The sequence below is a fragment of the Rhodococcus sp. KBS0724 genome (assembly GCF_005938745.2).
Lineage (GTDB): Bacteria > Actinomycetota > Actinomycetes > Mycobacteriales > Mycobacteriaceae > Rhodococcus_F.
In genome coordinates this window covers 3,578,994-3,591,405 of sequence record NZ_VCBX02000001.1, presented here as the reverse complement: position 1 = coordinate 3,591,405, position 12,412 = coordinate 3,578,994, and the positions used below count along the sequence as shown (strand labels likewise).

8 protein-coding genes are annotated in these 12,412 nt (G+C 64.5%); all 8 read right to left on the bottom strand.

Annotated features, from left to right (window positions below; translation table 11 throughout):
• Positions 1-64: 64 nt before the first annotated feature.
• On the bottom strand, positions 65-1,225 hold the full coding sequence (locus FFI94_RS16535) for a DDE-type integrase/transposase/recombinase (RefSeq protein WP_138868803.1): 1,161 nt from the start codon (positions 1,223-1,225) through the stop codon (positions 65-67).
• A gap of 115 nt (positions 1,226-1,340) precedes the next feature.
• Positions 1,341-1,742, bottom strand: coding sequence for a hypothetical protein (locus FFI94_RS16530; protein ID WP_138868802.1), 402 nt, complete (start codon positions 1,740-1,742; stop codon positions 1,341-1,343).
• Between the two features lie 141 nt (positions 1,743-1,883).
• Positions 1,884-6,059, bottom strand: coding sequence for a TIGR02680 family protein (locus tag FFI94_RS16525; protein WP_138868801.1), 4,176 nt, complete (start codon positions 6,057-6,059; stop codon positions 1,884-1,886).
• Positions 6,056-7,486, bottom strand: a complete 1,431-nt coding sequence (locus FFI94_RS16520; protein ID WP_138868800.1) for a DUF2398 family protein — start codon at positions 7,484-7,486, stop codon at positions 6,056-6,058. Before FFI94_RS16520 ends, FFI94_RS16525 begins: the two co-directional genes overlap by 4 nt.
• Positions 7,483-8,934, bottom strand: coding sequence for a TIGR02677 family protein (locus tag FFI94_RS16515; protein WP_138873226.1), 1,452 nt, complete (start codon positions 8,932-8,934; stop codon positions 7,483-7,485). Before FFI94_RS16515 ends, FFI94_RS16520 begins: the two co-directional genes overlap by 4 nt.
• A gap of 90 nt (positions 8,935-9,024) precedes the next feature.
• Positions 9,025-10,110, bottom strand: a complete 1,086-nt coding sequence (locus FFI94_RS16510) for a helix-turn-helix domain-containing protein (protein WP_138868799.1) — start codon at positions 10,108-10,110, stop codon at positions 9,025-9,027.
• A 150-nt stretch (positions 10,111-10,260) separates the two neighbouring features.
• Positions 10,261-11,442: an MFS transporter gene (locus FFI94_RS16505; RefSeq protein ID WP_138868798.1), complete on the bottom strand. Its 1,182-nt coding sequence runs from the start codon at positions 11,440-11,442 to the stop codon at positions 10,261-10,263.
• Positions 11,439-12,386, bottom strand: a complete 948-nt coding sequence (locus FFI94_RS16500) for a PAC2 family protein (protein ID WP_138868797.1) — start codon at positions 12,384-12,386, stop codon at positions 11,439-11,441. The genes FFI94_RS16505 and FFI94_RS16500 overlap by 4 nt, the downstream gene beginning before the upstream one ends.
• Positions 12,387-12,412: the final 26 nt, after the last annotated feature.

Below are 12,412 nucleotides of genomic sequence, written 5' to 3'. Positions count from 1 at the left end.
GCGGGCGGTTGTGTGATGTGTCATGACTTAGTGGACACATATGTGTCAGGACATCGCGGACACTTCACGATTTTCGTGGGTTGAGAAGTTGCCGGGTGTGGGTGCGGTCGACGACGAGCTCGCGTGCGAGTTCGTCGTCGACGAACACCGCGTAACGCTCGCCCTGCCAGAACACGACGGTCTCGCGGTTCTTCCATACTCGACCGAGGTGGATCGAGAGACCGTGGATTTTGATCACCCCGGTCGGAGAACTGGGGCGAGTACTCGTCCCCGCTGCCACCATCGCTGTGGGATGGGGTGCGGCCGGCGGCGTCGCTGCCCACCTCGTGCTGGGGGTGGCGCCGCCGAGTGTTTTCTGCGGCCGGTTGTTGTAGAAACGGCGGTACTCGTCGAGCAGGATCTGCAGTTGCGGCAGCGACGCCGCGGCCGGGCGCGCGGCAAGCCATTTCTTCATCGTCTGGTGGTGGCGTTCGACCTTCCCACAGGTTTGCGGATGCGCGACTGAGGAGGAAATCGCGACGATCCCGGGCGCGGCGAGTTCACGTTCGAGTTCGGAGATCGTCCCTCGCCGTCGACCGGAGAACGCGGTGCCGTTGTCGGAGAGGATCATCGTCGGATATCGATACTCTTCGAAGCCGGATTGTAAGGCTGCCCAAGCAGATTCGAACGATTCGGAGACTGCCGCATGTGATGCGATACAGACGCGGGAGTGGTCGTCGATGATCTCGACGACGGTGACTCGGGTGCCGTTGGCGAGGTAGATGTGGGTGCCGTCGATCTGCCAGCACGCGTTCGGTGCCGGGAATTCGAATCGACGGTAGGTGTGGGGGCGTTTGTTCGGTTGCGCGAGGATCTGCCCGCGTTGTTTGAGGTGACGGTAGATCGTCGACTCGGACGGAATGATCGTTTCTGCGTCGGCGATGAGTCGTTGCCGAATGTAGAACGGTCCGTTGTCACTACCTTCGTCGTGGAGGTCTTTGCGGGCCCGCACGATGGCCTCGACCACCCCGGGTGGGGTGGTCGAGGGTCGTGTGTGGGGTGCCGTGCTGTGCGGTGTCAACGCCTCCAAGCCGCCTTTGGTGAACCGGCCGAGTTGTTCGTAGAACCAGCTGGTGCTGATGTTCTCCTCGCGGCACAGGGCTGCGATGTTGACCTTGCGGCCAGCCGCTCGTTCTGTGATCGCGACCAGGACAGCAGGGCTGAGCATCTTTCGGCGGCGTGTCATCCACCGATCGTGGACACCACCAAACCGTCCGGGATGTCATGACACATGAAAGTGTCCGCGATGTCCTGACACTTCACACAACCGCGGGCGGTTGACAAAGGCGCACAGCGTGTTTTCACGGGCACGCCGGTATGACCATGTCGTAGATCTCGTCGATTTGCGCTTGCGTCGGGACAAGGCCGTTATGCTCGGCCTGATCGCGTATTTCGTCGCTGACTTGTTGTCTGGTGTCGCCATCGGCAATGTCGTCACATGTGTCGAGGACGATTTCCTTGATGTCCTGGTCGTCTCGATCCCGTGAAAGATCCGGGTAGCGGGTGCGGAACGCCACGACAAATGCCGTGAGTTTCCCCCGATCCACAGCGCTCATATCGCCCGTCGACGTCCCGGCAGGCATTTTCATCGTTACTTGACTGGCGCGACCGTTGTCCTGATTCTGCGCGTCATCGTCGCTTCCGCAGGCGCACACTGTCGAGACTGCGCCCACGATCATGATTGTCGCGATGGTTTTCTTCATGTCGCCTCCGTCTCTCGGGATTTGCGCCCATGGTTGAGAATCGCGGGTATCGGCGTGATACCCATCCTGGGTGCTTCCCATTCGGAGACGACATGCTCTGCGCCTTTGTTAACCGCGGGCGGTTAACAAAGGCGCACAGTGCTAGGCGTAGTCGAGTGCACCCTCGGCGGGGGTGGGCACCCTGCGGCGCAGCGGAGATCCGAGTGCTCGCGCCAAATCCGTGCCGTCGTGTTCGGCGAGCAGTTCACCGTTCGACCACACCAGTAGCGCGGCGCTGACGGCTTGTTCGGCCGTGGAGTGCGCCAGGTCGTAGTGCGCGCACCCCGGTACGTCGGCGTACGTGATCCACAGGTCGTACCCCGTCATGAAGAGGTCCAGATCGAACTGGACGCTCAATCCCAACAATTCGCTTCGACCGTTGTCGTCGACGCCGGCAAAGGCCTCGTCGAGTGCGAGGAGTCGCGGCGCGTGCGGATCGGCGGAATCGAGCATGACGTGCGCAGCCGCGAAGAGTGGCAGGTGCAGCGATACCGACTGCTCGCCGCCGGAGAGTGCGCTGTGCCGGGCGACGGTGAGCCTGTCTTCCTTGCCTTCGCCGCTGATGAGGGTGAAGGAGAAGAACCGCCACTGCCGGTAGTCGAGTGCCGACGACAGGATCTCCGGGTACGACCGCTCGGGGTGCGCCGCGCGGGCAGTGCGAATCTGCGTCGCAAAATGTGCGCGCAGGGTTGCCAACTCGTCCACGCCCAGCGCCGACGCATCTCGATCGAGCAGTTTGGAGATGGCCCGCGAGCTCTCGTCGAGATTGTCGGCCAGAACCCAGTGGACGCCGATGGTGTTGCCGGACGACATGTGCCGCTCACGCATTTCGGTGCCCATCTGCGCGATGAGTTCGCGGGCGTCGACGGTGCGCTCGTGAATCTGCTGGGCCAGGCCGGTGAGCAAGGCATCTTCGAGAATGCGGCGTTCGGATTCGGTGAGCAGCTGTTCCTGATCGCCGCGCGCTTCGTGGATCCGGGTCGCGAACTCGCCGATCGAGGAGTGTCCCTGCTCGTCCTGCACGCGGACGACGGTGAGTCCGTCCGGTGCGTCCCACTGCAGGCGGTAGTCCTGGCCGGCGGCAGCAAGCTGGGCGTCGAATTCCTGCAGCGCGGACGTCAGAGCCGTGCGGGTGGCCTTGCGGGCGCCGTCGGTGACGCGAACCGTCGACGTTGCCGCGTCGAGCGCCCGGTACAGCTTGTCCACGTCTTCGGGGAGTACCGGTGGGTGCGGGGCGTCGTCGGTCCGGTCCTCGTTCTGGATCCGGTAGACGAGTTGATCGGGGCTCATCCAGGCAGCGGAACTGGCCGGCCAGCTCAGGGGCTCGGTGATGCCGAGCAGTTCCAGCAGATCGGGTCGTGCATAGGGCGCGAGTTGCTCTGCATCGCTCCGTGTTTCGGTGAGGGTGTGTCGCAGGGTCTCGACGGCGGTGTTGTACGCGCCTTCAGCGGTGCCGATGTGGAGCACGGCCGCGTCGTAGGCCTTACGGGCGGCGCGTTGGTCGACTTTGCATTCCTCGATCTTGGCGCGCGCCTTGGCGAGATCGAGATCGATTTGTTCGGCACTTGCGCCGAGGGTGTCGCGCAAGGTTTCCAGGCGTTGGACCTGTTGGAGCAGGCTCTCTTCCGCGATCGCTGCTTCTTCGGCAAATTCCTCGGCGTTGGTGCGTGACTCGTCGAGACGATCGCTCGATTCGCGTTCGAGTTCCACCTCTTTGGCGTGCTCGCGTCGGCATCGCAGGGCCACGTCGCCTTGCTTTTCGAAGTGACGGATCGCCGCTGCCAATGAATCCAGTTCGCGGCCGACGTGCGGGGTCCGGTGCGTCGACGCCGTAGCGCGCAACTGCTTTTCCTTGGCCGCGAGATCCGCTATCGCCGCGTCGAGTTCGCGCTGTGCGCTCTCGGTTGCCTCGGACCGCGTACGCAATGCGCCCGCGGACTCGGCGACGGCCTTGAGCGCACGCAGAATCGAGCCGGTCTTGGGTAGTTCCTTTGCGGCGGCCGCAAGTTGAGTCAACTGCTCGTTGGTCTGCGCCACCAGAGCCGTGCCGGCGTCGATTGCCGCGTCGAGTTCGCCCAGCGCTGCGTCGATCTCGGTGATACGGGCCGCGCGGCGCCGCGCGCGGGCCGTGGTGCCGATGTACTCGGCGTCGGTCTTGACGTGTCGTCCGTGGACAACACCCTGCCAGAATCGGCCGTCGACGCCGATCGCCACGGCGGCCGTGGTGGTGTCCGGGCTCTCGACCAGGCTGATCGAGGCGAGAATTCCCTGGACCTGTGCGTCGGGGACGTCGGAGTTGCCTTCGACCTCGAGGACGTCCGCGAGCGTACGTCCCTTGGGACGCTGTTTCGCCGGGAGCGCCGTGAGGAATTGCTCGCTGACGAATTCCGGAAGCTGCTCACCGGGGACTACCCAGCCGTCCAACATGTTTGCGGCCTGCAGTGCGGATTCGATTCCCGTGGCGACCTCGGGTTCGACGGACTCGGCGAATCGAACGAGGCTCCAGAAGGGAGCGCCCGGCTGGTCCTTGCGGCTGTCGGTGCGGGCGTGGAATGCCGGCGGAGCGTCGTCGTGTTCGGCCGAAACGGCTTTGCGTTCGGCCTTCAGTGCCGTGACGGAGGCGCGGGAGGCGACGATTTCCGCTTCCGCAGAGCGTCGACGCTCCCGTAGGGCCTCGATTCCGGACTCGGTGTGTTCGGCGAGCACGGCCGCCAACGTCGGGGCGTCTTCGTCACCGACCGCCGACAGGGCTCCGTCCAACGCCTCGAACAGTGAGGTATCGGCGCCGGCAGCGGCATAGCGTTCCGAATGCCCTGTCCACCACGAGCGAAGGCCGGTGGCACATTCGCTGCGAGCCAGTTCGACGGCGGCTTCACCTTCGAGGACCGCAGCTTTGGCGGATTCGAGGAGTTCCTGGCCACGACGTGAGGAGTTCTCGGCGCGGGTCCGCTCGGTGGTGGCCTTTTCGACAGTGGCGAGGGCGGCCCGCACAACACGAACGTCGCCGTCGCGCTCTTCGGCGTGGCCGCGCACGGCTGCGGTGATCTGGTCGCTGCGGGAGCCGTCGGGTAGCGGTGTCCAGACGATGCCGGCGTCTTCGGCGCCGACGCGCAGTTCGTCCTCGGCCCGCGAGAGTGCTTCGGCGGCGCGGCGTACCGACGCGGTGGCCTTGTCGGCTTCGTCGCCGCGCTGCGCCAATGTTGCCTGCGCCTTGCGGGACTTGTCGGCTTGCTGCTCGGTGGACAGTTTCAGCGTTGCCACTGCTTGGGCGAGGTCGTCGAGCTGCTGCTTGCCTTCGTACGCGCTGGAGCGTTGTAGCGCTTCGACATTGGCGCGGGCGTGATCGAGGGCCTGCTCGGCGGCATTGAATCGTTCTTCGGCGGCGGCGCGGGCTTCTCGGCTCCGCAACTGGGCAACGGCGGACTCGTCCATGGCGGCAACACCTTTGGTGACCGCAGCCAGTCGAGCGCCGACCTGTTCGATCTCACCCCGCGACTGCTGACGCAGATACTTGGTGTAGACGCCGATGAAAGTCTGCGCGGCCCCGTCGGCAGCGGCCAGCCCCTCGAGGGCGCGGCCGACTTCTTCCATGTCGCTGAACGAGCGCGCAGCTTCGAGCACCAGTTGGTCGTCGAGCGGACGCAGACCGTCGGTGAGAGCCTGCGAAAGGCCCTTCGGGTCAAGGTTCTTCGCGAGCTGTGGACGGCGCAGCGTCAGGATCAGATTGATCAGCTGGTCGTAACGCTGCACGCCGAGGCCGAACATGCGCGCGTCGATGGCGGTGCGGTAGTCCAGTGGACGGTCCGTGATCGCGTCACTGCCCAGTTGCTCGGCCAACTGCTTTTTTGTCAGCGGACGATCGTCGCTGCCGATCAGCGAGAAGTCGACACCCACCCGGCCGTCGGCGACGAAGTACCAGCGGGTGACTTTGTCGTTGGTGCGGCTCGCACGCATGCCGATGCCGACGGTGACGGCTTCGGGGTCGTCGAGCGAGCCGCGGCAGAACTCCATCCACACGTACGAGTGCGCGGTGTCCTGTCCGCGGTAGAGCAGATTCGACTTCATGGTGCGTTCTTCGCCGGCAAACGGATTGAGGCGACGCGGCTCGATGCGGCCGTCGAACACGAACGGGAACAGCACCTCGAGGGCTTTGGTCTTGCCCGAGCCGTTGGGGCCGCGCAGGACCAGTCGGCCGTCGGCGAAGGAGAATTCCTGGTCGCGGTAATCCCAGAGGTTGATGATGCCGGCCCGGGTAGGCCGGAAACGGGCGCTGTTCATGCGTTTTCTACCTCTGGTTCTTCTGTGCTGCCGGAAAATTCGGAACTGGATTCGGGTGCGGAGTTGTCGACCGCAAAATCGATGAGGGGATCGCGTTCGCGGACATTGACCACGACGTCGCGGTAGCGCGCGAGTACGGGCAGAACCAGAACTCCGCCGGGAACTGCGTGCGTCAGGCGTAATCGCTGCAGCAGGCCGAGCGAGTGTTTCCGCAGTCCGTTGTGATCCGCCTGCCATTGCGCCGCAAACGTCCGGCCGAACTGATCCACCAATTCGGTGATCTTGTCCGCCAGCCACGTGTCGTCGATCAGGGGATACGTTGCCGGTTCCGGGGGATCAGCAGGCTCCGAAGCGGGTTCGACCGGCTCGGCGTCCTCGTCCGCAAGGTCCTCGAAGATTCCGGCCTCGGGGATCGCCGCATCGAGTTGCTCGATCAAATGGTCGTCGGACTCGAGGGGGAGCGGCAGTTTCGGCAGTTCCGGCGCGTCGACATCGAGGATTCGATCGGCGATTTCCCCGGCCAGCAGCAACGCGACCTGGGCGATCGTGCCGGTGCTGGGAAAACGCACGTCCGACAGGCGTCCGGTGGGATCGATCATCGCGATTCCCTCGGCCCGGCGCTCGGCAACCAGCCCGGTCAGCATTTCGACGTCCGACGCGGTCTTGGGTTGGGCCAACGCGATCAGTTCATGCTGATCCAGTTCGCCGGCCAGCACCACCGGACGTTCGACGAGAGCCCGGCGCACCCGTCGACCGATTGCCTTGGCGTCCACGGGAACTCCGTCTTCCTCAGCGGCCTGGGATGTTTCGGCAGCCAGGAGCCCGCGAATGGAATGCAGGTGTTGCAGAGCGCGCGGTGGGCGGAACAGCGCTACGACGACGGACCGGTCGATGTCGTAGAGTGCTTCCCCCGCTTCGGGATTGGACGCCCAGCCGTTCGCGTCTCCGTCGGCCAATGCGATAGCGCCGCGAACACCGAGCCAGCCGACGGCGTCGACAAACGCGTCACGATCGGCGCCGCGATCAGTGGACAGTTCGACGCCGTCCACCTGTGCGGCGTCGGCAGCCACGTGATCTGCCAACTCCGACAACGTGATCTGGTTGCCGGCGCGACCCAAGGCAGCCAGGCACAGTGCCAAGTACGAGTACCGGGTGCGGTCGAACGTGCGCTCGGTTGCCGTCTGGGCGGGCGCCGACGGGTTGAGGCGATCGGAGACCGTGAACAACCGGGCCGTCGTCTCGGTGACCTCGAGGCGGTATCCGAACAGATCCAGGAGGTCGTCTCGAAGTTCCGTAGCCCACCGCCGCAGCAGTGGAAGCGCCGCGCGATCCGGATACGACGTGGTGACGAGGTGATTCGACAGGATGACCCGCGCGGCGCGCTGATACGAATCGAGCGCAAGGGGAGTGATCTCGCGAGCTCTCATCGAACGCTGACCTCGATGCCGTCGAGGTGCATCCGGCCACGGGCGGTGGTGATGGTGGTGGAACCGTCGGACGGGCTCAGCGTCAGTTTCACCCCGTTCTCGCTACCGGTGGAACTCTTGACACGGCCGACCACCGGCACGCGGGCCGTGAGTGCGGCATTGAGCAAACTCAGCAAAACTTCGGTCTCCTGCTCGTTGAGCTCACGTTGATACACGCCGTTGGTGGCCAGGGATTGTGCTGCGGCACTGCGGGTTCGCTGCGCGGCGAGCTGTTCTTCGCGTAGTCGTCTGATGCTGCCGTCGTTGCGAGCGACCTTGCTGGGCAGACCAGGTGACGGTGGGCGTCCCGTTTCGGCCAGGGTGCGGGCAATTTCGACGGGCGGTGCCTCCCACCAGGATCGGTGGTGAGAAATGATGTCGGCGTCCGGATGAACCATCGACAGGTGGCGCGGGCGACCGAGGTCGAACACGGCCTGGAACAGTGCATGAGCCGCGTCCTCCGACGGTGTCGCGGCAAACCATCCGGCTAGGTGACGCAGCTGGCTTTCGCGGCTGACGCCGCCCCGGCGGGTTTCCGTGACGCGGCGCAACAGGGCGAGCACTGCGGCAATCGCACTCATGGTGCCTTCGCGTAGGCGCTCGGACTCGCTGATCCCGGTCTCTGCGGAGACAAACCACGCGGTCAAGCCGCGCCAGCGAGCCATCCAGTCGTCTTCGCGTTCGGCAATCGGAACAAACACTCGCTCGTCGCTGGCCGCAGCCAGCCGGATCATCCGGTCGACACCCGTCGATTCGACGTGCTCGATAGCTTCCTTGAGTTTTGGTGCGTACCGCGCAAGGTCGGAGCTGAACTCACGCATGTGCGTCAGCAGGGCGTCCTTGTGGTTCAGGAATGCCTGCGGCGTGACTTCCGTCGTCCGAACAAGATCGCCGAGCGTGAGGTAGAAGTGCGCAGCGCGATCGGCCATGTCGGAGAGCGTCGAGTCGAGGCGCTTGAGTTTGCGGAAAATGAGGTCGCCGTCTGCCGTTCGATTGGCTTCGGCCAGTTCCGACATGTCGGCCAGAAGATCCGCCAGCGCCAGTCGTGACAGGGACGAATTGTCGAGTCTGGCGGCAAGAACGTCCTCGACGGACCGGTACACCTGATAGCCGGCCTGACCGAACTGATACACAAAATGCCGGTTGCGGTACTCGGCCAGCGACGCAGCGCGGGTGCCGTCGTAGCTGCGTTCGAGGATTTCCCAGACATGGAGCTGATCGAGCAGCGGCGCGATCTCGGCTGACGACAATTGAGCGGCAGGGTCCGTTCCGCCGATCTTCTCGAGGATCTGCGCGACTGTTCCCGAATGAAGCAGGACCGTGTAATTGGCGCGTGCGTGGTCGAATGCGCGCAGTACCCACAGGTACTCGGCACGCTTCTCGGCGACCGTGAACGAAAACAGTTTCAGTCGATGGGTATCCGCGTACGCCGTCGCTACGCCCGCGATATGCGTTTCATTCACCAGGACAGCGTAGGCGAAACCATCGGCCGAATTTTCCTATGGTCGATCCTTGGCTGGGGAGGCGGCGCGTCGCCACTGCGATTCGTTCTCGATCATCCAGCGCATGAGGTGATCGGCCGCCGCTTCGTCGGCATCCGGGCCGACAAGAAGATCGGCGTAGGCCTGGCTCGGCGACACGATCCGGATGCCGTCGCGGGTGAGAATGCGATCGAACACCGACGGTGACAGGGGAGCGGTGACCCACACATCGGCACCGGTCTCGACGCGGCGCAGACTCAACGCATCGGCAAACTGGTCGACGTTGTCGGCGTGGAAATGTGCCCGCTGAGTGGGTGCGTATCTGGCGAACGGTGCGGCGGCGACAGATGCCGTGCCGGCATAGATATGCCCGCTGAGTTGGCGGAGTTGATCGAAGAGCGCTTCGAGTCCGTCCGGAGCGTGAAAGCCGTGCGGTGTGGGGGCTTTGGCGACGGATTCCTGCGCCCACTCACGGAGCATTTTCTGCCAGTTGACGTCGGCGATACCGCCGCGGGGGAGTCTGGTGACCAATTCGCGATCCGCGAGGGTTTGCACCACCCGATACGTCGCGCCTGTTGATGCGCCGGCCAAGCGAACCAGAGCGGTGATCGCCAACGGCGGGGCAAAATCGGCGAGCGCCCGCACGACTCGCGCCGAGGGATCGCCGGCGAGCTGGCCTGACGGCCGTCCGGGGCCGCGCCACGGATCGGCGTCGGCGCCTCTGCCCCGCACCCAGACGGCAGGACGATCGGCGGTCAGCGAGACGTTGCCCGTCGCGTCGGCGTAGGAGAGTGCATGGGCGTCGAGTTGGCGACGCACCGGTTCGGACAGGTATTTGGCGCAGACGAAACCGGTCAGCCCGGTGGGGAAGCGGTCGGCGATGCCGGGAACGTCACTGCTGAGGACCCCGTGTGCGGCGTAGACGCCGAATTTGGCGATCGACCCGTCAGGGGAGCGCAGGTCGAGGCGGATAGGCGCCTCCGACAGGTCGGGGGAGCGCTGCGTCGACAGCGACCAGGTGGCGGGCAAATTTTCTTCGATGATCGCGACGGATCGCCGAAAAATATCGATGGGGCGCTCAGGTTCCGACTCGGATTCACTCATTGTTCCATTGTATCAATATCTGTCGACGACGGAAACACCAAATTTTCCGAATATTTAGTGGAGACACAATCCGCAACAACGACCTCACTTCACTCAGTCGGCGCACCTCAGTCGCTAAAAAAGATCGAAAAATCACCGACAGCCGGGGGGTCAGGCCGCCGTCTCCGCTGACGGTTTCTGCCGGGGCATGATCAAGGGAGCCACGGCAGCCAGTAGAGCTGCGGGTATCAGGAAACTCGCGATGGACGAGGCGTCGTAAATCGGTGTGAGGGCCAGGGGAGCGAGTGCTGCGCCGCCGAATCGCATTGCCTGCACAACGGATACCGCGCCGCCGCGATTCGGACCCTGTGAGCCGAGCACCGCTGCATTGACGCCGACGAGCACGAACTGGCTCGCAATACCGGCGATAAACCAGGCGATGGCGATGGCGGGGATGGCGGACGCGAGTCCGACAACTGCGACGAGGACAGCTCCGCTGATCGCACCGATGGTCACTGCCTTTCGCGCGCCGATGCGGTCGATCAGGATTCCCACTCGTCGGGCGGCGATGATGCCGGCCAGACCGAACAGCGTCAGCATCAGGCCGCGGATGGTGGGCGAGAGCCCGAATTCGTCCTCGAACCGGAATGCCAGTAGGAAGCTCAGTCCGCCGAGTGCGCCCCAGCCGAGGAGTGCGGCGACGCCGATCCGCAGCACTTCCGGCCGCAGCGCGTCGCGGAGTCGCGCGGGTGCGGCCGCCGGAGGTGTTGTGGTTTTGGGCAAGCCGACGGCGCCCAGAACTCCGGCAACCATCGCGATGACGAGAAATGCGAGGCGCCAATCGAATTCGGCTGCGAGGCCGCCGATCAGGGGAGCGGACGACTGGCCGGCGGCCTGAAACGCACCGAAGGCGCCCAGTGCGCGGCCGAGTCGGGCCTGTGGCGTTGCCGCTGCCAACGATGCAAGCAGGAGGGGAGTCGTGAAGGCGTTCGCGCTACCTTGCAGGACCCGGGCGGCCAGGAAGATCTCCAGCGACGGAGCCAGGAAACATGCCAACGACGCGGCCACGTACACGCCGTACGCGATGCGGACGGTCCGCACCTTTCCCCACCGTGCGCCGAGGGTTCCTGACACCAGCATCAATGCCGCAAACGGCAGGAGGTACGCAGTGAGCGACGACGCTGCCGCAGATGCCCCGACCCCCAGATCGTCGCCGATCTCGGGGAGAACGGACGCCACCACGCCGCCGCCGAACGGGCCGAGAAACCCGCCGGCGTACAGCGCGATCAGTTGAAGGCGAAGGCGAAGAGATCTGGGGTTCTGCGTGTTTTCATCGAGAGAAGTGTTGCTCACAGACCGAAACTACCGGGGCCCCGTCGCCGTAGGTAACGCTCGAATTCGGCAGCGATCGCGTCACCGTCGATCTTGGCGATTGCCTCTGTGATATCGGTCTCAGCGTCACCGCGTTCTTCCAGCGTCCGTACGTACTCGCCGATTTCCTCGTCGTCTGCGGTCATTTCGTTGACCGCTTCCTCCCAGTCCTCGGATTGAGCGGGCAGTTCACCGAGTGGTACCTCGATATCGAGGACGTCTTCGACTCGCTGCAGGAGCGCCACCGTCGCCTTGGGGTTGGGCGGTTGAGACACGTAGTGCGGCACCGCTGCCCAGAACGAGATGGCTGGCACGCCGGCGCGGACACACTCGTCCTGAAGGACTCCGGTAATTCCGGTGGGCCCTTCGTAGCGGGTCTGCTCGAGGTTGAATCGAGTCGCTGATTCGCTGCTGTAGGCGGTTCCGGTTACCGGTACCGGGCGGGTGTGCGGCGTGTCCGCGAGAAGTGCGCCGAGGATGACTACCGTTTTGACGTTCAGTTGGTCGATCAGCTCGAGAAGATCCTCGCAGAAGCTCCGCCAACGCATGTTCGGTTCGATGCCGTGAAGCAGAACGATGTCGCTCTCGCTGCCGGGCGGCGAGCAGACGGACAATCGTGTGGCAGGCCACACGATTTCTCGGGTGACGCCGTCGACTTGCCGAACGGTGGGGCGGTTGACCTGATAGTCGTAGTAGTCCTCTGAATCGAGCTCCGCGAGCGGTTGGGCGTCCCAGATCAGTTCGAGGTGTTCGATGGCGCCACTGGCAGCGTCACCTGCGTCGTTCCAGCCTTCGAAGGCTGCCACGAGAATGGGATCGCGCAGCACGGGGATATCGCCCTCAGGGCGATCAGGGCTCTCGAAGGCCGCGGAATCATCAAAATCGACCGGGCCGTCGGGAGTGACGGGGAACTCACTTGGACTCACCCACCCAGCCTACGGCCAGAGCATCG

Bases quoted from the DNA above. Each gene is read 5' to 3' on its own strand.
- FFI94_RS16530 (WP_138868802.1), bottom strand. From the start codon at position 1,742: ATGAAGAAAACCATCGCGACAATCATGATCGTGGGCGCAGTCTCGACA.
- FFI94_RS16535 (WP_138868803.1), bottom strand. From the start codon at position 1,225: ATGACACGCCGCCGAAAGATGCTCAGCCCTGCTGTCCTGGTCGCGATC.
- FFI94_RS16510 (WP_138868799.1), bottom strand. From the start codon at position 10,110: ATGAGTGAATCCGAGTCGGAACCTGAGCGCCCCATCGATATTTTTCGG.
- FFI94_RS16520 (WP_138868800.1), bottom strand. From the start codon at position 7,486: ATGAGAGCTCGCGAGATCACTCCCCTTGCGCTCGATTCGTATCAGCGC.
- FFI94_RS16525 (WP_138868801.1), bottom strand. From the start codon at position 6,059: ATGAACAGCGCCCGTTTCCGGCCTACCCGGGCCGGCATCATCAACCTC.